The organism is Woronichinia naegeliana WA131, from assembly GCA_025370055.1.
Taxonomy (GTDB): domain Bacteria; phylum Cyanobacteriota; class Cyanobacteriia; order Cyanobacteriales; family Microcystaceae; genus Woronichinia; species Woronichinia naegeliana.
This window is the reverse complement of the sequence record CP073041.1, coordinates 4,005,357-4,028,647: the sequence shown is the minus strand read 5'-3', so window position 1 is coordinate 4,028,647 and position 23,291 is coordinate 4,005,357. Positions and strand designations below refer to the sequence as shown.

Genomic DNA, 23,291 nt, shown 5'->3' with positions numbered 1-23,291 from the left:
CGCCCTAGGCATATAAAAATTTTAGTGCTCATCTTTAGACTACTCGAACAGTGATCCTCACACCCTTAACCCCTGGGAAGCAGTCCCATTTTTAGGATTTAGGTTTTACCTGAATTGTAAACTGGATGTTAGCCTAGAAACAGGAATTGGTTGTAAAAGCTGTCCAAGATTGTAAGCATGGTTAAAAAAGTGGTGGTGGGCCTCTCCGGTGGGGTCGATAGTTCCGTTGCAGCGGCAGTTCTTCATCGTCAAGGTTATGAGGTTGTTGGTGTTACCCTCTGGTTAATGAAGGGCAAAGGACAATGTTGTTCTGAAGGCATGGTAGATGCGGCCTCAATTTGCGAACAATTGGGCATTCCCCATCAAATTGTCGATACCCGTGATCTTTTTCAAACTCAGATTGTGGACTATTTGGTGTCTGGTTACGGGGAAGGAATCACGCCTTTACCTTGTTCTCAGTGCAATAAAGCGGTTAAATTTGGGCCGATGTTGTCCTATGCTAGGGAAACATTGGGGATCGACAAGATTGCCACGGGCCATTATGCCCGTTTAACCTATGATCAGGCTTCTCAACGTTATCAATTGCTGCGAGCCGTAGATCGGCAAAAGGATCAGTCCTATTTTCTCTACGATTTAGAGCAATCTATTTTGGCTGCCACCCTATTTCCCCTAGGCAACCAGACCAAAACGGAAACACGACAAATTGCCACCGAATTGGGTTTAACGACGGCGGAAAAGCGGGACAGTCAAGATCTCTGTTTGATTGAAGCGCATGGGTCAATGCGAGATTTTTTGGATAAGTATATTACGCCTAAAACAGGGGAAATTGTGGATCGCGCTGGAAAAGTTTTGGGCAACCATCAAGGCATCCAGCATTATACGATTGGTCAACGGAAGGGACTCGGCATTGCGGCTCCAGAACCGCTCTATGTAATTGAACTCGATCCGGTTATGAATCGTGTCGTGGTTGGCGATCGCGCCAGTGCAGGCAGTTTAGATTGTTATGTTAGTCGTCTTAATTGGGTTTCGATTCCTGAACCGACGACTCCCCTACGCTGTCAAGTTCAGGTGCGCTATCGTTCGGCTCCCGTCGCTGTTAATGTGATTCCCCTGTCAGGCGATCGCCTCAAACTGAGTTTTGATGAACCTCAATTTGGCATTACCCCTGGTCAAGCGGCTGTTCTATACAATGGCGACCTATTGCTCGGTGGCGGTATTATCCTTCGAGAAGAAGAAAACCATTCTTGAGACCATCGTCAAAGATCAAGCTTTAAAGATCTTGCAAAAACAATAACATCTACTATAATGAGGGATATTGTATTGGGAACGCCCAGTATTCTTATCTCAATACTCTGCATTTGTTCGCCTTTCCCTCCTAGTTTAACGTGAGGAGTTCTCTAAATGATCAATTTTAAAACAGTTTCTCTGGGACTGGCAGTCTCTAGTCTAGGTTTTTTTGCCTTGGCGACGGATGCACAAGCCTACAGTTTTGACTTCTTGGGTGCCAGTCCTAGCAGCGGTGCCAATGCTGGTTCCATTGATTGGAAGTTCGGCTTCAATTCGCAAGGATTTGACCAATCCCTCGGCAATGATAACAGAATTGTCTTTGGTGGTTTTAGTGGACTTAAATCAGCCGGTTTTGGTCCTACTATGAGTTCTTCTACCAATGATACAATCGTTGTCCCCACTTCCATCGTTTTTCAAGAGATAATAAATGTGGATCTCTCCATTGGGGAAGTTACTTATACCGCTCTCTCTAATTTGAGTCAGATCAACGGTAACGTAAAGTATCAAACCTTTGTTGTCACTGCTGATGCGGTTCCTACCGGATATGTCTTGGGGGATTATCAACTGCCCAATGGGAGTTCCTTACTGCCTAATGGCGCCGTACAGATTCCTGTGCCTGAACCTTTCACTATCCTCGGTTCTTTAGCCGCTCTGGGCTTTGGTGCCTTTGGCCAAAAGGAATATGCTAAAAAACAGTCTCAAAATAGTGATTCTGATCTCACCTAAAATTGAGGTAAAGGCCAACCTAAGCGAGTTGGCTGTTGATACACCTTTTTGAGCGTGTTAACGTCCCTAATTGAAATTGGGGGCGATTCTTTTGTCTGAGAGAAATAGAGGGTATCGTCTGGTTGTGTGCTATGCCCCCACAGGCCTAAAGCATGGCCCATTTCGTGGCGAGCTGTGGCTAGAGTCCCAGACTGACTGAGGCCCGGTTTGATTTGAATCGTCATTCTTTGCCGTAATCGGGAGGGAATGTCACCACTGTCATAGAATTCATAGCGGGTTTGGGCGTTACGTGCACGGGGAATTTGCAGTTGTCCGGTTTTTGGGTCTAGCTGACGACTAAGCGGCGGTTCTTGTCGTTCGATGCGAATATCTGCCTGGCTAGGGTCTAATACTTCCTGGATCGGTAAATATAAACCCCAATCAGCGATCGCCTGACGAACCGCTTGAGTCCATTGTAAAAAACGTTGATTGCTGGCAGCAGAATCCTGGGGATTGGTAGATTGATCCACATAGACTTTGATCGGAAATGTTGACCAAATGAGATAACCCAGGGGAGAAGCCGTTATCTGTTCAAAATAATCATCGCTTTGGGACGAACGAAACTTGGCCAAACTGGGTGGCAAGGGATGAATTTTTAAGGGCGGAAGGTTTACCTGGCTTTGATTGGTCTCGCTTGATGGAGAGGGGGAAGTTAGGGTAGATGGGGAAGGCAAAGGGATCGCATGGGTTGGAAGTCCAAGGATGCCAATCATTTTAATTCCCAAAATCGTTAACAGTAATAATCCTAACCATCGTTGCATAGAGCCAAGGCTATCTAACCTAAAATTAACGGGCTAACCAACCTGCACTCAGAACAATAGTCAGTCCAATAAAAATACTACTCAATGTCCAGGTAATTTGATTGAGGGTTTTCTCTGCACTTTTGGCACTGGTAAAGAGTTGAGCTTGACCACCAATTCCTCCCAAGCCATCCCCTTTGGGGCTATGGAGTAAGACCAAAACAACGAGCAAAGCAGCAGAAATAATCCAAATAATACGAATCAAGGTGACAAGGGTCATGGTAAATTTTCAGTCTCAAAAACTTTAAGGTGATTGGAAAAACGAACATTAACGAGTAATCCGCACAGGCGTTCGATTGGGTTTTATTTCCACTGTACAGGGTTCGATCAGGGTTTGGCCCGTCATTTCCACTGGCTTAGGCAATTGTAAAATATCGAGAATGGTTGGGGCAAGATCTGCCAATTTGCCGCCATCCCGTAATTGAACCTGGCCGCCATGACCAGGAATTTTTCGACCTTCTCCTTCAATGACAATCAGAGGAACCGGATTGGTGGTATGGGCTGTCCAGGGATTTCCCTTTTCATCACTCATATATTCGGCATTACCATGATCGGCAGTGATTAAAACCGTTCCTCCTTTATTACTGGCACATTGTAATAAATGCCCTAATGTATTATCTACCGTTTCGATCGCCTGAATCGCGGCCTCTAGGTTGCCAGTATGACCGACCATATCGGGATTGGCATAATTAACCACAATCAAGCTGTAAATGCCTTCGTTAATAGCAGCACAAACAGTATCTGTAACGGCTTCAGCCGACATAGCCGGTGCTTGATCATAGGTTGCTACCATCGGACTTTGGATTAATTCCCGAATTTCTCCGACAAAGGGATTTTCGCGACCACCATTGAAAAAGTAGGTAACGTGGGGATATTTTTCTGTCTCAGCCGTCCGAAATTGTTTTAGACCATGATTGGCGATAATTTCACCCAGAATATTATCCAGATTTTGAGGAGCAAAGGCGACCTGAACCGGTAAACGAGGATCATATTGGGTAAGGGTGACAAAACTGAGGGGTTGAATTCGTTCCCGTTCAAAACCGTCAAAACTGGGCATCAAAAAGGCATAGCAGAGTTGCCTTGCTCGATCAGGTCGAAAATTGTAGAAGATAATGCCATCCCCTGAAGTTACAGCTCCGTTGGTTAGACGAGTAGGGGGAATAAATTCGTCAGTGATGTCCTGGGCATAAAAGTCTTTTAAAACCTGTTGAGCCGTTCGGCCATCCCCAACACCATCCTCTGTCAGTAAACGATAGGCCTTTTCCACTCGATCCCAACGGCGATCGCGATCCATCGCAAAGTAGCGACCACAAAGGGTGGCAATCCGTCCCAAACCAATGCGATCAATGTGGCTCTGAATTTTGGCTAGGGCATCCACTCCCTCCGTTGTATTCGTATCTCGCCCATCGGTGATGGCATGAACACAGACATTATTTACGCCCTGTAATTTAGCTAAATCCAACAATCCTAATAAATGATCAATATGGGAATGTACTCCCCCATCAGAACAAAGACCAATTAAATGTAACTTGCCTTGACCTTGACGAACTTTGTTGCAAATATTGACCAAGGCTTCATTTTCAAAAATCGTTCCATCTTCGACAGCATCAGAAATTCTGACTAATTCTTGGGGAACAACCCGACCTGCTCCAATATTGAGATGGCCCACTTCGGAATTGCCCATTTGTCCCTTGGGTAAGCCAACATCTTTTCCCGATGTGTTGATTAAGGTGTGGGGATAGGCCATCAACAGGCTGTCCATAATGGGAGTTTTGGCCAAAGCGATCGCATTAGCCCGTGAATCTTGACGATAGCCCCAGCCATCTAAGATAACTAGCACCAACGGAGAAACAGATGCTTGTGCCATATGTATTGCCCCATTTCGACAGTTACAGCGTTATGAACATTGATAATACCACCGCCTCCCATTTTCCTCTCAATTTTTCTATATTAAGATCATTTTTCCTCTGATAAATTACTTAGAAAGCCCAAAAATCATTCCCGATAGATGTTATGTTTTAGAGACTTTCTAAATAACTGAGGAGATCAGCCATTGCCTGGGAATTCGGCTGAAATTTCGGCATGGGAGGGGTTTTCCCACTAATCACTTGATTAATTAAGCCTGATGGGGATTTATGCTGCGAAACGCTTTGAAGACTAGGGCCAATATTCCCTCGACCATCTAATCCGTGACAAACCCCGCAATTTGCTTCAAAAATAGCCTGTCCTTGGCGGACTGTTCCTGGGCGAGAGAGAACATCCTGTATATAGGGGTCAAGGTTTTGTGGCCAATACCAACCTATCAGGACAGCAATGACCAATAGGATAACTACCAACAACCCCACCAGACGATAGGAGAGAATCTTGGGAGCGGCGATGAGAGTCTTATCCATGAGTTTGGTTTGGCATATTGTTAATATTCTGCAATATTATTGGGCTGATTTATGATCTTAATTGAATTTTTGTAACAGCCATGTCACAGTTGGGCCAGAAGACAAGCTCCTAATTCTCGGATTGTCAGCTTTTGTTAAGATTGATTAAAAAATCCTAGAATAATAGCTTTAGTCTCTTGAGATTGATTTATGGTCTTTGGTTTTCTAAGATCCTACTTTTTGTTGTTAAGCATTTGTACTTGCGCCCTGCTAGGTGGGGGAATTTTGTCTTTCACAACGACCCAGGCCAGGGATTTAATTAATGCATCTAACCCCACAACGCTAACCCCACCGTCAGCACCGAACCGTCAACAACTGCGGGAATTGTTACTTCAGGGGCAAAAATATGTCGATAGGGGGGATTTTAGCAGGGCGATCGCCGTTTATCAGCAAGCGGCAACCCTGGATCAAAACAATGCCAAGATTTTTGGTGGGATGGGGTATCTGTATGTTCATCAAGGCCGCTACGACGAAGCCATACAAGCTTACCAAAAAGCTCTGTCCCTCGATCCCAATAGTCCAGAATTCTATGATGGTCTGGCCGTCAGTTATGCGAGTTTTGGGAATAACAATAATGCCATTACAGCCTATGCTGCGGCGATCGAATTAGAACCCAATTCTCCCAAATATTACCTTGGCATGGGTATTCTGCTATTGCGAGAGGGAGATTATCAACGGGTTTTCGATGCTTATCAACAGATTACAGCCCTTGATCCTAATAACGAAGAGGCGGCGGTGATGATGGGGGCAGCCTTACTTCAACAGGGACAGCCTGAACCAACCCTTTCCTATTTACAAAAGGCGGTACAGCGTTTCCCGCAACGTTTAGAATTACAACTTCAGTTAGTGACAGCCTATCTTGATCAAAATAATCTGGAGGCGGCTAAGTCCTTAATTGAGAGTCTCCGACAACAAGATCCAGATAACCTCAGTATCCAATTAAAAACTGGGCAAGTCCTCGAAAAAGAAAGTCAATGGTCAGAAGCACTACAGCTTTATCAGCAGGCTGGCCAAAAGCAGCCTCAGTCCTTAGAGATTAAAGCCGCGATCGCACGGGTATTACTCAGCCAAGAAGACTATGGAGCGGCCGCGATCGCCTTTCAAGCCTTGGTAAACAGAGAACCCAATAATGCGGATTTTTACTATGGTTTAGGGTTAGCTCTCCAAAAAGAAGAGAGGACAGAGGAAGCCCAACCCTATTTACAAAAAGCGCAACAACTCTATCGGCAGCACAATAATGTTGAAGGGCTGAAAAAAGTTGAGTTACTTCTCAATCATTAAACAGGCAGATCCTGAACGAATGTTGGGCCAGTCCCGTCACCTCTTCTCAAGTGTGGTTTAAACTAGAAGAAAATAGGTTTGTTTTGTGCCAAACCCTGATTTGTAGGTTTACCGTTCCCCGTGACCTACAACCCGTTCACCCTTAAGCGTTGTTAACAAGGATAGATTAAGATCATGGGACTTTTTGATCGTATTAGTCGAGTGGTTCGTGCCAACTTAAATGATCTCGTTAGTCAGGCTGAAGATCCAGAAAAAGTACTGGAGCAGGCCGTTATTGATATGCAAGAAGATCTCATTCAATTGCGTCAAGCGGTAGCTCGTACCATTGCAGAACAAAAACGGACGGAACAACGCTATAACCAGGATCTCGGTGAATCTAATAAATGGCAGGAACGGGCGGCCCTCGCCTTAAGTAAAGGAGATGAAAACCTTGCCAGGGAAGCCTTAACCCGTAAAAAAAGTTTTTCAGAAAGTGCAGCCACCTATAAGGCGCAACTGGAGCAACTAACGGGTCAGGTAGATGGTTTAAAACGCAATTTAGTCGCCCTAGAAAGTAAAATCTCTGAGGCCAAGACCAAGAAAAATATGCTTCAGGCCAGAGCCAAGGCAGCCAAGGCCAATGAAGATCTCCAAAAAACCCTGAGTGGTATTGATACGAGTAGTGCCATGAGTGCTTTTGAACGCATGGAGAATAAGGTATTGGATGCAGAGGCCCGTTCCCAGGCGATGGGAGAATTAGGTGGGGTGGGCATTGAACAGCAATTTGCTCTGCTTCAGTCCAGTGCAGATGTGGAGGATGAACTGGCGGCTCTCAAGGCACAAATGAGTGGTGGAGCCTTACCTGGAACGGCAGAGGTTCCCCAGATTGAAGCGGCCAAGTCCACGCCAACCAAGACAGATGTTCCCAAGGATTCCGTCGTAGATGCAGAACTAGAGGATCTACGACGCAAATTAAATGAGCTTTAAAAACTCGTTATCTCTGAATCAATGCGGTGGGGAAAATTCTCCTTTAGAGCCGTTTGGCTTGATTAAATAGCGATCTTTCTTGCTCTGCCCTTAGGCTTAGTGACGGCTCTATGGGTTAGGGAAGACAGGATTGGACGGCTAGAACCCACCGAGATATCTTTCTGTTCGAGATCGGTTGAGGGAGATTCTTACTGTTTGTCTAACTATTCTTTATTAATGCGTACTTTGTCTTTTTAACTATGAGCTTACTTGAAATTACCGATACTGAATTTGAACAGGAATTGTCAAATAGTAATAAACTAGTTTTGGTTTATTTTTGGGCAGATTGGTGTGGCCCCTGCCGTTTAATGGCTCCCGCGATCGCCGCCCTGGCCAATGAATATAGTGATCGCCTCAAAGTCCTTAAATTATCCATTGATCCCAATCCCAAAGCGGTTGCTCAATGCAGTGTTACTGGCGTTCCAGCCCTGCGATTATTTAAGAATAAAAAACTATTGCTATCCCATGAAGGAGCTATGATTAAACCCAAACTGATTGCTCTGTTAAAAGATTATCTGGGTTAATTTCTCACGATATTACTCATCTGCTTAAGAGCTTACTTGGCTAAGGAGTGGATGAGAATTTATTAAAAAATTAGGGTCAAAAATCAAGGTGTAAACCTCTCTGGGAAAGAAACTTTTGAGTGTTGTAGCCTGAGAGTATCAGTCAATTAAGCCCGTTCTAGTGAGACGACTAGGACAATCTTTAATAAATTACCAAGACTTACATAGGAGTTTTCAGATGTTTAACAAATTTAACAACCGGAAAGGTAGCAATTCTCAGTTTTAGACACAGCAAACCTGTTAGGGATTTAAAGAACATTTTAAAGGGGGTTTTGGGGGCAATTCTAGGTGCACTGTTATGCCTAAAAGTCTGAAGACTCGTAAAATGAACTTGTTAATCCCGTTGAATTTTACCCCGTATTCCGCGAACTAAAACCTGAAACCCTTGCTACAGCGCAAATCTAGAATTGCTGAGCGATCGCCCCAAAGTTAACTGGACGAGCAACCCAAACTTTAGGAAGAAGCTAACACAGAAGGTGGTTTAGCAAAAATCATCCGTCCTGCCGAAGTTTGTAAAGCAGAAGTAACAATCACCCGCAATTCTGCCCCCACATATTCTCGTCCCTCTTCGACAACAACCATTGTGCCATCTTCTAGATAACCAATGCCCTGGGCGGGTTCTTTGCCCTGTTTAAGAATTTTTAAATCGAGCGTATCGCCGGGTAAATAAACAGGACGCACCGCCTGAGCTAAATCATTGACATTTAAAATAGAAACTTTTTGTAAATTGGCAACCTTGCTGAGATTGTAATCATTGGTAAGCAGAATACCATTAATTTCCTGGGAGAGATGGACTAATTTAGCATCTACTGTGGCAATATCATCGTAATCGGCAGAATGGATAATAATTCTTTCGGGAAAATCCTGCTGAATACTTCTGAGAATATCTAAACCCCGCCGTCCTCGTACCCGCTTTTGATCATTGCTCGTATCAGCTAATTGTTGTAATTCGGCTAGGACAAATTGCGGCACTAAAATCTGTCCTTCGATAAATCCTGTCGCTAAAAGTTGTTCAATCCGGCCATCAATAATACAACTTGTATCTAATATTTTAGGGGCGATCGGTTGCAAGGTTCCTTCGGCTACCAACATCGTCTCAATGCTATTGGGATTAATCAATCTTAAAAAAGTGCGTCCGTGCGTATCTGCCAAACTAATTCCTAAAAACGCAAAAACCACACTCCCTAATACGGCCATGGTTGGTTTCAGGAAAGAGAATTCCCCTGGAATCGGTAACAAAAAGATGGGAGCCAACATCAAATTAGCAATCAATAAACCGATCACCAAACCAACGGCACGGGTTAAAATCGTTTCGATGGGGGTTTTGCGGATGCGCTGTTCTAAGCGTCGATAGGTTGTTTGAGCGACTAAACCCATTGCCAAGCCAATAACCGCCGTAAAACCAGCCCCTAACCACCGCAAGGCCTCAATATTGGAAATTTGGACTTTGACGGCTTCTGGCAATAAGTCCACACTGTCAAAGCCTACACCGGCAAAGGCAAAGATAAAGATTAGAACAATGATGGCATCTAGCATAGGGCTATCCTAATGACTTAAGGTGATCTGATTCCTCTAATGCTTCTCTGCTGCCAAAGGAGCCTTTTAAAGGAGCGATCGCCGCTAATAATCGAAAAAGTATCAGTGCTTCCGAGGGTGCGACCTCTAGTTGATATTAAATAAGGTTTTTAAAAAGTTTACTGGACATCGATTTTTCAATCAATCGTAACATACGATGTTCTGAAGTATCTACCGGCAAAAGGACTCATTAAACAAGGATTTATCAATTAGAGGTCACACCCGCTTCCGATTATATCTTGACCAGTGTTCTAAGGGTGTGGTTAAACTTTCGTGTCTAATTGAAACTAACTGAAAAAGAAGCCGGCTGAATTGGTCACGTTAAACAAATTAACCCCAATATCTGTCGCCGTAAAACCTGTCGTGGCACTGGTGGTTAGCAGTAAGGTTCCTGTACCAAAGCCGGAGTTGCCTGTTACGCCATCACCCACTTTAAATAGGGTATTAGTGCCAGAAACCTGTACGTCAATCGCGGTTATGCCAGTAAATTTGAGCAGATCTCCACTTGCTCCACGCACAAAGTTGTAAACCGTATCAGTCCCATCACCACTGGTATAGTTAACGGTGTCTTTAACGGTATCACTGCCGAGATAGAGCAGATCATTTCCGCCTCCTCCTGTGAGGATATCTGCACCGCCGTAGCCATAGAGAACGTTAACGCCGGTATTGCCGGTAAGATTATCCCCTGCGGTATTGGAGCCTTGAACGTTTTCAATGAAGGAAAGGGTATCGGTTCCCCCTAGACCATCGCTGGCAGTTCCGGTTGTTAAATTCACTGTAACGCTGGCAGTGGAACTGTAATAGTAAGCAAAATCGTTGCCATTACCGCCAATCAAGCTATCATTACCTGCACCGCCATTGAGGGTATCATTACCATCGCCGCCATTGAGGGTGTTATTGGCCGTATTACCTGTTAAGGAATTATTGACAGTATTCCCTGTCCCGTCAATGACACTAGAACCAGTTAAGGTCAGGTTTTCGATATTAGCTAGAGAGGCGATCGTATAGGTGACAGAGGATTGAATGGTGTCGGTTCCTTGTCCTGAATTTTCGGTAATGACATCTGTAGTACTATCCACTTGGTAAACATCATTGCCTAGACCACCGATCAGGGTATCATTCCCAGTACCACCATTGAGGGTATCATTGCCATCACCGCCGTTGAGGATGTCATTACCACCATAGCCATACAGTACATTATTGCCTGTATTGCCTGTGAGATTATCGCCTGCGGTATTGGAGCCTTGGACATTCTCGATTTGAGAGAGGGTATCGGTTCCTCCTAAACCATCGCTGGCAATGCCTGTTGCTAAGTTAACAGTGACACTGCCGGTTGAACTGTAATAGTAAGCAAAATCGTTACCATTACCGCCATTGAGGGTATCATTACCTGCACCGCCATTGAGAGTATCATTGCCATCGCCGCCATTGAGGGTGTTATTGACACTATTGCCAGTTAGAACATTATTCCCTGTATTGCCTGTACCATTAATAACACTAGAACCAGTGAGAGTTAGATTTTCGACATTAGCGGCTAGGGTCGTAGTAGTCGAAGCTGAAAGGGTATCAGTAATGGTGGTTGTTACTGTCGCTGTTCCCCCTAAGATTGCATTGGTAGGACTTGTTAACTTGACCGTAAAGGTTTCATTGGCTTCATTAACAGAATCATTGAGAATGGGAATTGAAATCGTTTGACTGGTGACACCAGGGTTAAAGGTGAGGGTTCCTGTCGTAGTGGTATAGTCTGAGCCAGCTAAAGCGGTTCCATTGGCGGTATTGTACTGAACAGTAATAGTTTGAGTGCTACTGCTAGATAAGCTGACGGTATAACTCAGGTTTTGGGGACTGGTTAAGCCTTCGACAACAGTTTGACCATTAGGACTCAGATTAATGCTGGGGAAGTCATCGTTGGTAATGGTTCCTGTGGCGGTGGCAGTGGAAAGGGCTGCGCCATTGTTAGGATTGTAAAGATTAACAGTAAAGGTTTCGTTGGGTTCAACGGTGGTATCGCCATTGACAGAAACACTAATAACCTGGGAAGTGCTGTTAGCTGCAAAGGTGACGGTTCCAGAAGGTAAAACGCCGCCCACAAAGTCTGTCGCATTAGCTGGATTAGTTCCTGTACCTGTGACGACCCAGTTCACCGTATTAGTTGCGGTGGTGTTACCTGTGCGAGTGACGGTAAAGGTAAAGGCTTTACTGCCAGAGTTGCCTTCGGTTTGGTTGGCATTAGTGGGGGCAAGACTGAGAGTTGCACCAGTGCTATAGGCTCCAAAGATACTGATTCCATCCGTGCCACTGGTTATATAAACATTATTTCCTGCTACTTCTACTCCCAAAGCCTTACTTGGAGTACCATAGAAAGCTTTAAAAGTAGGAACGGAGGGATTGGTGATGTCAATTATTTGTACTCCTGAAACTCCACTCCCACCATTACTACTTTCATCGCCTGTAATATAGGCGAGGTTGCCCACTATTTCTATATCTTTTGCATAACCTGGGGTGTCGTAACTGCCTTTGAGAATAGGTTGTGCTGGATTACTGATGTCGATTATTTGTAATGAATAAAGATCAGCAACATGGGCAAAGTTACCCACTATTTCTACATCTAAGGCATAACCTGGGGTGTCGTAACTGCCTTTGAAGCTAGGGGAAGCGGGATTGCTGATGTCTATTATTTGTAGTCCTGAATAACCGTCAGCAATATAGGCGAAATTGCCCACTATTTTTACATCTAAGACATAACCTGGGGTGTCATAACTACCTTTAAAGGAAGGGGAAGCGGGATTGCTAATGTCTATTATTTGTAGTCCTGAATTACTAGTAGGAACATAGGCGAGGTTTCCCACTATTTCTACATCATAGGAACCAGATAGGCCGTAACTGCCTTTAAAGGAAGGGGAAGCAGGATTGCTGATGTCTATTATTTGTAGTCCTGAATAAAGATCTGCAATATAGGCCAAGTTGCCCACTATTTTTACACCTAAAGCCCCACCTGATGTGCCGTAACTGCCTTTGAGAGTAGGGTTTGCAGGATTACTGATATCTACTATTTGTAATGAATTATCATCAGCAATATAGGCGAGGTTGCCCACTACTTGTACATCAAAGGCAGAAGCTGGGGTGTCGTAACTGCCTTTGAAGGGAGGGGGATTGCTGATATCGATTATTTGTAATCCTGAAGAGTAACCTGCAACATAGGCCAGGTTGCCTACTATTTGTACACCTAAAGCCTCACTTGGGGTGTCGTAACTACCTTTGAAAGTAGGTTTTATTGGATTGCTAATGTCGATTATTTGTAATCCTGAAGAGCCATCAGCAACATAGGCCAGGTTGCCCACTATTTCTACATCAAAAGCATAATATGGGGTGTCGTAACTGCCTTTGAAGGTAGGAGAAGCGGGATTACTAATGTCGATTATTTGTAGTGAATTACCATCGGCAATATAGGCCAGGTTGCCCACTATTTCTACATCATAAGCAAAATCTGGAGTGTCATAACTGCCTTTAGGGGTAGGAAGTGCAGGATTGCTAATGTCGATTATTTGTAATCCTGAAGAGTCATCAGCAATATAGGCCAGGTTGCCCACTATTTCTACATCTTGGGGAGAATAGTTAGGATAACTGCCTTTGAAAATAGGAGAGGTAGGATTGCTAATGTCTATTATTTGTAATCCTGAAAAGCCATAAGGAATATGGGATGCAAGATAGGCTAGGTTCCCCACTACTTGTACACTAGAGGCATAGGCAGCGTTGTAACTGCCTTTGAAAGTAGGAGAGGCGGGATTGCTAATGTCTATTATTTGTAGTGAACCTCCACCTGGAATATAGGCCAAGTTACCCGCTATTTCTACATCAATGGCACCACTTGGAAAGCCAGAAACTGGAATGTTGTAACTGCCTTTGAAGGAAGGGGAAGCGGGATTACTGATGTCGATTATTTGTAATGAATTTTCATCAGCAATATAGGCCAGGTTGCCCACTATTTGTACATCCCATGCATTACCTGGAGTGTCGTAACTGCCTTTGATCCAGGGATAGTTTGGGTCGGCACTGGAAAGTTCTACTGGCACTAGATTACCGTTGAAGGATAGAGTCGCCCAATCATTTTCCGTTTTAATCCGACTCAACTCAGCCGCACTTAAACTAACTCCTCGCACGATCGCCGAAAACAACTCCCCCTCATCCCCAGCCGTATCCGTTGCATTCACCTGAGCATCCACAAAATGCCCAATCTCCTCAATTAACACCGCCTCTAACTGCTGGGAACTCGCCGTTTCCACAAACTGATCCGACAAATAAACGACATTCGTACTGCTGGCATAGGCTCCCCGCGCATTACCCAAAATCTCATCATCAATCACCTCAATCGTTGGTAATTGACTAAAATTCCCACTCTGCCACTGGGAACGCAACGACTGCGCCACAGCCAACTTGTATTCCGTCCCAAAAATCGAGTCAAAATTCGTCCAAAAACTCTCCAGCCCTGCAAAAGCGGTTAACTGTTGATAAACCGTCGTCAAACCTGCCGCTAATACAGAGCTAACCATAACCAACCAATCCTACTCAAGATCACCGCCGTTATTGTATCTGTATCCACAGCAAAAATACTAGTCTTTTTACAAAACTTTATAGTCTTGTGATCATCAACACAGCCCAACGGCGATCTCGATCACGCCTTAATCCTAGAAATTGTCCTCTCCCTTATCTCGTTCCATACCACGAAGCGAACTATTTCTGAATAAAAACATTGTTTTCACCGCCTCAAATTGTCGGATTTCAAAATCTAAAACTTTCTTATAACAAACTAGGCAAAATCATCATCCTGTCAATAATTTGAAAATCATTAAATCATTTATTCTATGGACTGCTTAAAATCCTCAAAAGAATTTGTTGTCGCTGCTAATATTAATAATTTATCTAATATTGATAAATCAGCAGTTTGCATTAGATAAGTCTCTATTTCTAAAGGAATTTCACCAAGACGAACTCGTAAAACTGCCTTGATATAGTCACGAGCATTTTGCAATGCACCAATCTCTTTACCAATTTCTTTGCCAATTTCCTTACCTCGTTCCATACCACGAAGTTCCATATTACTGAGTAAAGGCATAGTTCTTTGCTCCTCAAATTGTTGAATTTTAACATCTAAACTTTCTTGTAAAAAACTAGGCAAAGTCATCATCCTGTCAATAATTTGAAACAGCTTGATAATCTTTTCCCTGGTTAAACCTCGATCATACAACCCTCGAATCAAAGACCACTTCCAAACCTCCCGTTGTTCAGGATTGCCTGTCGTTGCCTTAGTCTTCAAGTGTGCCATCACAATCATAGCAAACGGATTTAGACTAGACTCCAACTCAGACCAGTGCGATCGCACTTTAACACTTCCCCAAAGACATCGCAGCTTTAAACTTTAATCAACAAGATAACAGCGATCGCAGTCAAATTTTTCAAAAATTCGGTAGGTTGGGTTGACAAAAGGAAACCCAACTAATGTTTGTTTGCTGACCTTACTTCAGTCATCACCATTTTAAGGGATAAAACGGAGGATTCAAGCGCGATCGCCGTTTTCGTAGGATACGTTAAAAAATGTAACGCGCCTTTTTTATCCTAAATGCTCACCTCTTAACCATAACATTTGCTTCGGGAATTGTTTTCTCTTTAGGGGTAAACTCAAAAGATACGGGTGTGAAGTTGGCCTTAAAATTTTCTGGGGTCAGGTACTCAGAAAGATCAGCCGCAAGCAGAGATTCAGCTTCTTCATCACTCATGATTTTAGGTAGAATTTTCTTCATAACGCGATCGCCGCCCTCGTTAGGATGTGTTAACGATTAGAGATTTTTATATGTTATCATGTACTGACAGAACTTTGGGTGATTTTGTAGAGATTGAACGAGGAATCTTGACCATGTATCAAACCGCCGAACAATTTGCTCTCACCATGCCCGATGCTAGGGTCTTAATGAGTGATGAACCTGAGATGGAAAGCTCTCTCCACTATCTTCAATTATTACTGCTCGTCACCTGTTTAGACTGGTACTGGCGAGATAAAAACGATTACTTTGTTGGGGCTAATCTGACCATTTATTTTAGCCGCCAACAACTCAAAAACCATGACTTTCGCGGCCCTGACTTTTTTCTTGTGAAAAATGTGAGCAATCATCCTCGTCCCTCCTGGGTGGTCTGGGAAGAAGATGGTCAATATCCAAATTTGATCATTGAATTACTTTCTGATAGCACAGCTAAATCGGATCGAGGTATTAAAAAACAACTTTATCAAGACCGTTTTAGAACCCCTGAATATTTCTGGTTTTCTCCCGATGATTTGGAATTTAAGGGTTATCGGCTCGCAGGGCATCAATACGAAGAAATTCCCTTTACGACCTCTGGTAAATGTTGGAGCGAGGAACTGGAACTCTTTTTAGGTATTCATAATCAGCAATTGCGCTATTTTACCGCCGATGAAATGCTTGTTCCTACGCCCAAAGAAGCGGCTCTTCAAGAGAAAGAACGGGCTGATCTGGAAAAACAAAGGGTTGATCAACTGATTGTTCAATTGCGATCGCTGGGTGTTGAACCCCAACTTTAAAACTTTCTCCTAGGACGATCGCGGTTTTAAACTTTTATCAACAAGATGACGGTGATCGCACTTTAACACTTCCGCAAAGACATCGCGGTTTTAAACTTTAATCAACAAGAAGATTGCGATCACTATAAAATCTATCCCAATAGATTAGATTATATCAAAGACCCAAATGTAATCTAATGGCTGCATCAACTAAACTCATTAATTGATCATTTAAGCTACCAACACGATCACCATTAATACGCTGTTTAGATATTGTTCTAATTTGTTGAGATTGAATTTTGGACGGTTTCGGCAAACCACTTTCTGAAAGTTGTAGAAAAATTTCAAATGGGTAGATTTTAGAGACGTTAGAGGTGATTGGCAAAATCGTTATTGTCGTTGTGGCCTGATTATTAATATCATTACTAACAATCAAAACTGGACGGCATTTTGCGGTTTCGGAACCGATAGAAGGATCAAGATTTGCAAAATAAATCTCACCACGTTTCATCACTGAGTCCATCTCCTGCCGTATTTTCCCAGGTTGAATCAATTTCAAGGGAGGCTTCTCGATAGGCTTCTTCTAATTCGCGTAAGCGCAATAACTGAAGAGCTTCGGAGATTACCTGAGAACGGGAGCGACAACCTGTGCTGTTTTGATAATGGTCTAGGAACACTACCATTTCTGGCGGTAAGGAAATTGAGATTTTTTGCGACTGCATGGTATGACTGACAGGTAGGAACACGACACCATCATATCCTTTTTCGCGCGATCGCCGCCTTCAATTCCAAGCAAGCAAGTAATGGTGTTTTTTCAAGAAAAGAGCATAGTACCACCGCACTTTACATTTCCCCAAAGACATCACGGTTTTAATTTAATCAATAAGAAAACAGCGATCGCAGTCAAATTTTTCAAAAATTCGGTAGGTTGGGTTCAGAGTCACTCTTTTTCTTGTTCTTCTTGAGGTTAGGATAACTCCTTTCCCTCCACCTTCCAACATACAAGGTTGGGTTCAGAGTCACTCTTTTTCTTGTTCTTCTTGAGATTAGGATAGCTCCTATCCTCCATTCCCAACATACAAGGCTGGGTTGACAACAGGAAATCCAGAATCGCTTTTCTCTGTTAGTACTAATCAGAAACCAGACTGCGCTTTAAGCTGTAACTGTGGATCGCCGCTCCCCAAGCTAAAATAAATGGGTCAAGTCGCAACGAGGTCAAACCGATGGCAGTTCGCCAACGACGTTATAGCAAAGAAGAGTTAGCTCGACGTGGGCAAGCACTCTATGAATCCAGCATTCAGCCACAAGTAGAATCTGGCAATACAGGTAAGATCGTAGCGATCGACATTGAAACTGGAGCCTTTGAAGTCGCCGACCACATTTTGCCAGCAACGAACCAATTGTTCAAGCGTTATCCTGATGCTCAACCTTGGGTCATCCGCATTGGACATCGTGCTGTGTATCACTTTGGCTCACGGAGTTTGGTGAAACCCCAATGATGCAGGGAGTTGTGAATCGGCGATGTGAAGCAACACTTCCATTGATTGTGGGTAATACGAATGGACAAAGGCAGGTTATTGATGCCGTGATTGATACAGGATTCAACGGTTTTCTCACTTTGCCATCCTCAATCATTACCGCTCTCGATTTGTCATGGAACGCTTCCGATATTGTGACCTTGGGTGACGGTAGCGAAACTGTGTTTGATCTGTATTCAGTAACAATTATCTGGGATGGACAATTTCGGGAAATTGATGTTGCTGAATCAGAGACTGACCCTTTGATTGGAATGTCACTACTCTATAAATATGGGTTGCGGATAGATGAGATCGAGGGTGGTCTTGTCAGAGTTGAAGTATTATGACGCAGTAGAAAGTTATCGGCAAGAACAATCTAACTAAACCGTTATACCGAAACCGAGAATCTTCAATCGCAAGGCTAAAATGAGAGGGCGATCGGGGTATAGGTTTTGAGTTAGAGGCGATCGCTGATAAACTATCTATAGAAACAAAAATATAAAATTTTTAAGGAGATAAATATGACCTTTAGTGAAGTCGTAGAAGCGATTAAAACCCTATCATTGGGGGAAAAGGAAGAAATACAATCTCTTTTGGAACAATTTTTAAGAGAAGAGCAACGTGACGAAATTTATCAAAACTATTTATTAGCCAAACAGAACGAGAAAGAAGGAAAACTACAATTTTCTTCAGATATTGATCAACTAATGCAATTTTTAGAAGAAGAATAATGATAGAAATTAGTTTTGATGATTCTTTTAAGCGAGCCTTCAAAAAACGTTTTCAAGGCAACCATGAGTTAGAAAGAAAATTTCGGACAAAGCTAGAAAAATTTAAAGAAAATCCGTTTGACCCATCTCTCAAAACTCATAAATTATCAGGTAAACTTAAAGAACTGGACAGTGGGAAGTTCTCGAGCAGGGTAAGTGAGAAAAGAAAATCGGACATGCGATACCCAAGAGTGCCGTTATGTCCGAAACTGGCTGATATAGAAAATCGATAGCCAGTGCTATCTATCAATTATGCAACTATGTCAGCGACTAGAGCAAATCCTAGAGAATCTCCGTCCCGCCTTTAGCCGAGAAGCAACGTACCAATGGTTTATCCTATTAGCCTGGGGAGTAGTGCTCAACAGCCAACCGAGCGCAATAACAAGCTATGTCAATGCCTTAGGGTTAACAGAGAGCTACTACCATCAGGCACTACATTGGTTTGAATCCAAGGCATTTAACGTCAAAGGACTGACCTTGGGATGGTCGAAGTGGGTAAGTCAGCATGAAAATCTATATCGAATCAAGGAAAAACGAGTGTATGTGGGGGATGGAATCAAAGTGGGGAAAGAAGGGCGCAAGATGCCAGGGGTAAAACGACTACACCAAGAATCCGGAAATGTGGCGAAGCCAGAATGGATAAGGGGGCATTACTTCAATGCCTTGAGTGTTTTGGTGGGAGCAGGAAAAGCCTGCTTTGCCTTGCCCTTAGTGTTGCGGCTAGACGATGGCATCAAGTCCAAAGCAACGGTAAAGGAAGGGAAAAAAGGCAGCAAAAAAGAGAAGACTACTCTAGTCACGAAAATGGGGGAGCTTTGCACTACCTACGCAGAGGCGGGAAGCTATGTGATTTTGGATGCTTACTTCGCTTGTGGAGCAGTGCTCAAAAGTTTTCGCCAAAATGCCTTGCATCTCATCACCCGAGTGCGTTGCTCTACAGTGGCATATGCTCCCTTTTCTTCCGTTCCGACCTTGAGGGGGAAAGGACGACCACGGCTTTGGGGGAGTTCAATAAAACTAGAAAGCCTGTTTGCTCTTGTGGAGGATTTTCCCACCGCTAAAGTCTGGCTCTATGGTCAACAAGTCTCCGTTTCTTATCAGTGCTTTGAGTTCCACTGGGATAGTCCCCATCAGCTCGTTAAGTTTGTCCTCACCCAATTGCCCAACGGACAAAGACTGATTCTGCTTTCTACTGACCTCTGTTTGACTGGACCTGAGATTATTGCCGCTTACGGTCTCCGATTTAAGATTGAAGTCACTTTTCGTCAATTAATCCATCTTTTGGGCGGCTTTGCCTATCGTTTTTGGCTTAAGGCTCTTCCTACTTTACCGACCTGGCCTAGCAATCTTATCCTCCCTGACTATCCCCAAACTGTTCAGACTCAGATTTTAAACAAAGTAGAAGCCTTTGAGCGTTTTGTTAATCTTCATGTCATTGTTCTCGGCTTACTTCAAATTCTTTCCTTAGAGTTACCCCAGGGGATTTGGGCTAATTTCCCTCGCTGGTTTCGGACTCTACCCTCCCATGGCTATCCTAGTGAACGCATTGCTCAACTAGCCATCCAACATCAAGCCCCAATGATTTTTCCTCAAAGTCCACCTAGTCTGCTTTTGCCTAAATTCCTTGCCGCTAAACTTGACCCTTTTCCAAGTCCTGATAGACTTACTTTGGCCGCATAGTCATTACCTTCTCTGCCATCCATAAACTTCCCACTGTCCAGTTAAAGAACTTTGGAGTTTTAGTATTGAGTATAATCAAAGAGTCATATTTTATTTTACAGACGAAGAAAAAGCCGTTTTTGTTGATATTGGTAATCACGATCAAGTCTATTAATTGAAAGTGATTGTTTTTCTCTAGTAGTACTAACCAGAACCCAGATTGCACTTTCTGACTTTTCCCGTTAAGTCCAAAATCCAGCAATGCAAACTTCTAGAGGCTTTATCTGGCAAGGGTTTGAGTAATGATTCTCTTGACAGGAAAAAAATATTCTGAAGCCATCATCCCGCTTATCGTTCAAATTTCAAAAACAAAGGATGAAGGGAGTATGAGACTGTAAAATGGAGAAAATCTTAAAGGGCAGGTCAAAAAATGTTGGAATGGTGGACAAAAAACTTTGCCAGTTGTGAATTGGGAGACGAGAGGCTAAACAATCGTGCCTTCTCGATTGGGAAAAAGTTAAGTGAGGGGTTTGGAAAAGCCTTATCAGAAGTGTTTAAGGGAGGAAACGAGTTAAAGAGGGCCTATGAATTTTTGGGAATCCGAAAACAGACTTTGTCAAGATAATAGAGCCGCACTGTGAAATGACAACTGCCGCCGTAGAAGAATATAAGATAATGCTATCAGTCGGAGATACGACCTTCTTAGATTATCGCAATATCAAGGAAAAAAGGGAAGGGTATGGGCCGACTGGAAAAGGAGGGAATGGATTAATACTGCATAGTGCTTTAGCAATTGAGCCAGAAAAAGGACAAGTATTAGGTTTATTATGGCAAAAACTGTGGAATAGGGAGGTAAAAGAAAAGCCCCCAACAGATGAAACGGCGAAGCAGAAAAAAGAAAGACAGAAAGAACAAAGAAAAGCAGCTCGTCAAAGACCATTTGAGGAAAAAGAATCCTACAAATGGGTAGAGGCTCTAAACACCTGTGAGAAACAGGTAGAAAGTTCAACGAGGGTAATTCATGTCTAAGTACAGGACAAAAGGCTTGAAAAGTATACGAGAAAGGGGTTTCATGGAAGATGAACGTAATGTAAGAAAACCCATGAACCAATATAACGCATTGAAACAAGCCCTAAAACCCCATTTGGGATGGCATGGTGCCAGACTCTCCTTCCTAGCCTTGTTCTTACTCGCCCTCCTCAAAGTGAAAACGGTTAACCTTAAAGAATTGGCTCTGGGTTTTGAAGGTCGGGCATTGGTGGATTCTCATTACAAACGCTTACAACGCTTTTTCTCAGGATTTGAGCTGGATTACCATCACATTGCCCGTATTGTAGTCAGTTGGCTGGATATCCCTCAACCTTGGGTATTAAGTATTGACCGCACAACCTGGGAGTTTGGCAGTCATGGTTATAATATCCTCACTGTCGGCATTGTCCATGAAGGAGTAGCCATTCCCATCTTGTGGTGGATGCTTAGCAAGAAAAAGGGCAATTCTAACAGTGATGAACGAATGCGTTTTATCGAGGAGATGCTCAAGATTTTTCCCACCGCCCTGATTCGTTGTTTATGTGGCGACCGTGAGTTTATTGGTCAGGCTTGGCTTCGCTATCTTCTGCTCGAACCGCTACTGGCTTTCTGTCTGAGAATTCGGGCTACGGACAAGATTGAGCACAATGGCAAGCTTTTGGCCGCCAAAGTCATTTTTGCCCATCTTGCAAAAGAGTGAATCTCAACGTCTTCAAGGGAGTTGTCGGGTTTGGGGATATCCTGTTTCTGTAGAGGCTCTTCGCTTGCCTGATAATTCTCTACTCATCGTCATTGGACATCCCGATTCCCAAGGTCTTATTCACGATTATGCCCTGCGTTGGGGCATTGAAACCCTTTTTGGCATCTTTAAGACTCGTGGCTTTTGCTTGGAATCTACTCACTTTACTGACCCCAAGCGTCTTCGTAAGCTTTTGGCTTTACTGACTTTAGCTTTGGCTTGGTCTCTCAAAACTGGTCTAGCAATTCATCATCTTCATCCCATTCCCCTCAAGAAACATGGTCGCCTAGCGCAGAGTCTTTTTCGTCTTGGTTTTGACCATCTTCGTCATCTTGTTCTTAATCCTTCTCTACCCAATTTTTCTCTTTTTCTCGACTCCCTACATTTTTTGTCCTGTACTTAGAATTCATGTATTTGACAGAGAAGGAGATGTTTCAGAAGTCTTTGACTCAGTGCGTCAACTCAAGCATACAGGAGTGCTGGTCAGAGCGTCTCATAATCGTAGTTTAGACAAAAATAGTGAACGACTTTGGCAACATTTGGAATCAGAACCGATTCGTTTTCATCAAGAAATCGAGATTCCGAGTACAGGAAAAAGAAAAGCACGGAAGGTTAAGCTTGCCGTCCGATTTTGCTCAGTTAATCTACGAACTCCCTATCGTTTTGATAATCGTGACCCGTTGAATGTCTATGCTGTTTATGCGACAGAAATCGATTGTCCCGAAGGCGAAACTCCTTTATCTTGGATGCTTCTGACTACAGAAGTTGTTGAGACTATTGAGATGGCTGTCACTATTCTTCGTTGGTACACCTACCGATGGCGGGTTGAAGAATTTCATAAAGTCCTTAAGTCTGGTTGTCAGAGTGAGCGTTATCGACTTGCCTCTGATGGAATGAAAACTCTTTTGGGTTTTTTAAGTGTCATTGCTGTTGAACTTTTACACGTTACTTATCTTCATCGTACCCAGCCCGATGCTCTCGCGATTGAAATTCTTAATCCTCTTCAACTTCAGGTGTTAAAAGCAGCCGCCTCTCAAAAACTTCCCCCTATTTTGACTGTTGCTTGGGCTGTCGAGTCTGTTGCTTTTCTTGGTGGTTATCTTGAACATCGTCGTAAAACTCCTCTCGGTATCCAAGTCCTTTGGCGCGGTTGGTTGAAGTTGCATGACCTTTGCCAAGGCTGGCAGCTTGCAATCCGCACTTAACGGGAAAAGTCAGATTGCACTTTAAGCTGTAACTGTGGATGCGACACTAAAATGAGAGAGCGATGTGTTTACCATTGGTGTCAACTTAAGCCA

General features: G+C 43.4%; 23 protein-coding genes and 2 pseudogenes. 15 read left to right on the top strand and 10 right to left on the bottom strand.

Translation table 11 applies throughout. The annotated features are described in order from the left end of the window. The first annotated feature begins 177 nt into the window (after positions 1-177). The gene (gene mnmA, locus KA717_20425) at positions 178-1,248 is read left to right on the top strand and encodes a tRNA 2-thiouridine(34) synthase MnmA (protein ID UXE58443.1); all 1,071 of its coding nucleotides are present in this window, start codon (positions 178-180) and stop codon (positions 1,246-1,248) included. A gap of 153 nt (positions 1,249-1,401) precedes the next feature. Next, positions 1,402-2,013 carry a PEP-CTERM sorting domain-containing protein gene (locus KA717_20420; protein UXE58442.1) on the top strand — a complete coding sequence of 204 codons (612 nt, stop codon included), beginning with the start codon at positions 1,402-1,404 and terminating at the stop codon, positions 2,011-2,013. Here the strand turns inward: KA717_20420 and KA717_20415 are convergent. From KA717_20415 to KA717_20400, 4 genes are all read right to left on the bottom strand, one after another. Further along, entirely contained in the window at positions 2,010-2,813 is an 804-nt protein-coding gene (locus KA717_20415; GenBank protein UXE58441.1) for a hypothetical protein, read from the bottom strand. The two genes, KA717_20420 and KA717_20415, sit on opposite strands and share 4 nt — an antisense overlap. 25 nt (positions 2,814-2,838) lie before the next feature. Further along, the gene (gene secG / locus KA717_20410) at positions 2,839-3,072 is read right to left on the bottom strand and encodes a preprotein translocase subunit SecG (GenBank protein ID UXE58440.1); all 234 of its coding nucleotides are present in this window, start codon (positions 3,070-3,072) and stop codon (positions 2,839-2,841) included. Positions 3,073-3,120: 48 nt separating this feature from the next. Next, complete coding sequence (gene gpmI, locus KA717_20405) at positions 3,121-4,719, bottom strand: 2,3-bisphosphoglycerate-independent phosphoglycerate mutase (protein UXE58439.1); 1,599 nt, start codon at positions 4,717-4,719, stop codon at positions 3,121-3,123. A 151-nt stretch (positions 4,720-4,870) separates the two neighbouring features. Further along, positions 4,871-5,245: a cytochrome c gene (locus KA717_20400; protein ID UXE58438.1), complete on the bottom strand. Its 375-nt coding sequence runs from the start codon at positions 5,243-5,245 to the stop codon at positions 4,871-4,873. Between the two features lie 264 nt (positions 5,246-5,509). Here KA717_20400 and KA717_20395 point away from each other — a divergent pair, with 264 nt between their 5' ends. From KA717_20395 to KA717_20385, 3 genes are all read left to right on the top strand, one after another. Then, a complete protein-coding gene (locus tag KA717_20395; protein ID UXE58437.1) occupies positions 5,510-6,565 on the top strand; it encodes a tetratricopeptide repeat protein in 1,056 nt (351 codons plus the stop codon). A gap of 174 nt (positions 6,566-6,739) precedes the next feature. Beyond that, entirely contained in the window at positions 6,740-7,531 is a 792-nt protein-coding gene (locus KA717_20390) for a PspA/IM30 family protein (protein UXE58436.1), read from the top strand. Between the two features lie 239 nt (positions 7,532-7,770). Next, positions 7,771-8,094, top strand: a complete 324-nt coding sequence (locus KA717_20385; protein ID UXE58435.1) for a thioredoxin — start codon at positions 7,771-7,773, stop codon at positions 8,092-8,094. A gap of 492 nt (positions 8,095-8,586) precedes the next feature. On the opposite strand, the gene KA717_20380 is transcribed toward KA717_20385, so the two are convergent. The 4 genes from KA717_20380 to KA717_20365 all read right to left on the bottom strand — a co-directional run bounded on the left by KA717_20380 (position 8,587) and on the right by KA717_20365 (position 15,506). Beyond that, positions 8,587-9,669: a PIN/TRAM domain-containing protein gene (locus KA717_20380; protein ID UXE58434.1), complete on the bottom strand. Its 1,083-nt coding sequence runs from the start codon at positions 9,667-9,669 to the stop codon at positions 8,587-8,589. A 326-nt stretch (positions 9,670-9,995) separates the two neighbouring features. Next, the gene (locus KA717_20375) at positions 9,996-14,258 is read right to left on the bottom strand and encodes a hypothetical protein (GenBank protein UXE58433.1); all 4,263 of its coding nucleotides are present in this window, start codon (positions 14,256-14,258) and stop codon (positions 9,996-9,998) included. 305 nt (positions 14,259-14,563) lie between these two features. Next, on the bottom strand, positions 14,564-15,040 hold the full coding sequence (locus KA717_20370) for a hypothetical protein (GenBank protein ID UXE58432.1): 477 nt from the start codon (positions 15,038-15,040) through the stop codon (positions 14,564-14,566). A 289-nt stretch (positions 15,041-15,329) separates the two neighbouring features. Then, positions 15,330-15,506: a hypothetical protein gene (locus KA717_20365; GenBank protein ID UXE58431.1), complete on the bottom strand. Its 177-nt coding sequence runs from the start codon at positions 15,504-15,506 to the stop codon at positions 15,330-15,332. 113 nt (positions 15,507-15,619) lie between these two features. On the opposite strand from KA717_20365, the gene KA717_20360 reads away from it, so the two are divergent. Then, on the top strand, positions 15,620-16,300 hold the full coding sequence (locus KA717_20360) for a Uma2 family endonuclease (protein ID UXE64733.1): 681 nt from the start codon (positions 15,620-15,622) through the stop codon (positions 16,298-16,300). Positions 16,301-16,454: 154 nt separating this feature from the next. Here the strand turns inward: KA717_20360 and KA717_20355 are convergent, their stop codons facing one another. Together KA717_20355 and KA717_20350 are read right to left on the bottom strand one after the other, a co-directional pair. After that, a complete protein-coding gene (locus tag KA717_20355) occupies positions 16,455-16,790 on the bottom strand; it encodes a type II toxin-antitoxin system PemK/MazF family toxin (GenBank protein UXE58430.1) in 336 nt (111 codons plus the stop codon). After that, a complete protein-coding gene (locus KA717_20350) occupies positions 16,777-16,962 on the bottom strand; it encodes a hypothetical protein (GenBank protein UXE58429.1) in 186 nt (61 codons plus the stop codon). Before KA717_20350 ends, KA717_20355 begins: the two co-directional genes overlap by 14 nt. 540 nt (positions 16,963-17,502) lie before the next feature. On the opposite strand from KA717_20350, the gene KA717_20345 reads away from it, so the two are divergent. The 9 genes and pseudogenes from KA717_20345 to KA717_20305 all read left to right on the top strand — a co-directional run bounded on the left by KA717_20345 (position 17,503) and on the right by KA717_20305 (position 23,198). Continuing rightward, positions 17,503-17,778: a hypothetical protein gene (locus KA717_20345; protein ID UXE58428.1), complete on the top strand. Its 276-nt coding sequence runs from the start codon at positions 17,503-17,505 to the stop codon at positions 17,776-17,778. Between the two features lie 47 nt (positions 17,779-17,825). After that, on the top strand, positions 17,826-18,143 hold the full coding sequence (locus KA717_20340) for a clan AA aspartic protease (protein ID UXE64732.1): 318 nt from the start codon (positions 17,826-17,828) through the stop codon (positions 18,141-18,143). A 174-nt stretch (positions 18,144-18,317) separates the two neighbouring features. Next, positions 18,318-18,527 carry a hypothetical protein gene (locus KA717_20335; protein UXE58427.1) on the top strand — a complete coding sequence of 70 codons (210 nt, stop codon included), beginning with the start codon at positions 18,318-18,320 and terminating at the stop codon, positions 18,525-18,527. Beyond that, positions 18,527-18,799, top strand: coding sequence for a hypothetical protein (locus KA717_20330; protein ID UXE58426.1), 273 nt, complete (start codon positions 18,527-18,529; stop codon positions 18,797-18,799). The genes KA717_20335 and KA717_20330 overlap by 1 nt, the downstream gene beginning before the upstream one ends. Before the next feature lie 19 nt (positions 18,800-18,818). After that, positions 18,819-20,246: a transposase gene (locus KA717_20325; GenBank protein UXE58425.1), complete on the top strand. Its 1,428-nt coding sequence runs from the start codon at positions 18,819-18,821 to the stop codon at positions 20,244-20,246. A 409-nt stretch (positions 20,247-20,655) separates the two neighbouring features. Next, a complete protein-coding gene (locus KA717_20320; protein UXE58424.1) occupies positions 20,656-20,850 on the top strand; it encodes a transposase in 195 nt (64 codons plus the stop codon). A gap of 17 nt (positions 20,851-20,867) precedes the next feature. Then, the gene (locus tag KA717_20315; GenBank protein UXE58423.1) at positions 20,868-21,254 is read left to right on the top strand and encodes a hypothetical protein; all 387 of its coding nucleotides are present in this window, start codon (positions 20,868-20,870) and stop codon (positions 21,252-21,254) included. 73 nt (positions 21,255-21,327) lie between these two features. Beyond that, positions 21,328-22,396, top strand: a pseudogene (locus KA717_20310) (IS4 family transposase). After that, a pseudogene (locus tag KA717_20305) lies at positions 22,395-23,198 on the top strand (IS4 family transposase). The pseudogenes KA717_20310 and KA717_20305 overlap by 2 nt, the downstream one beginning before the upstream one ends. Positions 23,199-23,291: the final 93 nt, after the last annotated feature.